The organism is Komagataeibacter kakiaceti JCM 25156, from assembly GCF_000613305.1.
The window spans coordinates 1-532 of record NZ_BAIO01000917.1 but is presented as its reverse complement, the minus strand read 5'-3'; the positions used below and the strand labels follow the sequence as shown (position 1 = coordinate 532).

The 532-nt window shown below is 69.9% G+C and carries 1 pseudogene; it reads right to left on the bottom strand.

The features are described 5' to 3' along the window. Positions 1-532 (bottom strand): annotated as a pseudogene (locus JCM25156_RS26775) (DNA repair protein RecN); the annotation flags it as partial.

Here is a 532-nt window from a genome sequence, read left to right as displayed (position 1 = left end):
TGGCGGGTGGCCCCGCCCACGCCGGAATCCACTTCATCGAATACCAGCGTGGGAATGGCCGAACGCCCCGCCAGCACGACCTTGAGCGCCAGCATGAGACGCGACAGCTCCCCGCCCGACGCCACTTTCGCCAGCGGCCCCGGCGGTTGGCCGGGATTGGCCGCGATCAGGAAGGAAGCCTGTTCCTTGCCGCGTGCGTTCCACGCCTCCGCCTCCAGCGGCAGGAGCGAGACGATAAAGCGCGCGCGCTCCAGCCGCAGCGGCCTGAGTTCCGCCATCACGGCCTGTTCCAGCCTGCGGGCCGCCTTTTCGCGTGCGGCGGTCAGGTCAAGGGCGATGGCTTCGAAACCGGCGCGGGTTTCGGCCACGCGCTTTTCCAGCGCGTCGATGCGGGCATTGCCGGAATCGAGCGCGCTCAGCCGCTCCGCGAAGGCGGCGAGAAGCCCCGGCAGTTCCGGCACCGACACGCCATGCTTGCGGGCTTCCGCGCGCAGGGCGAACAGGCGTTCTTCCGTCTGTTCCAGCAGGCGCG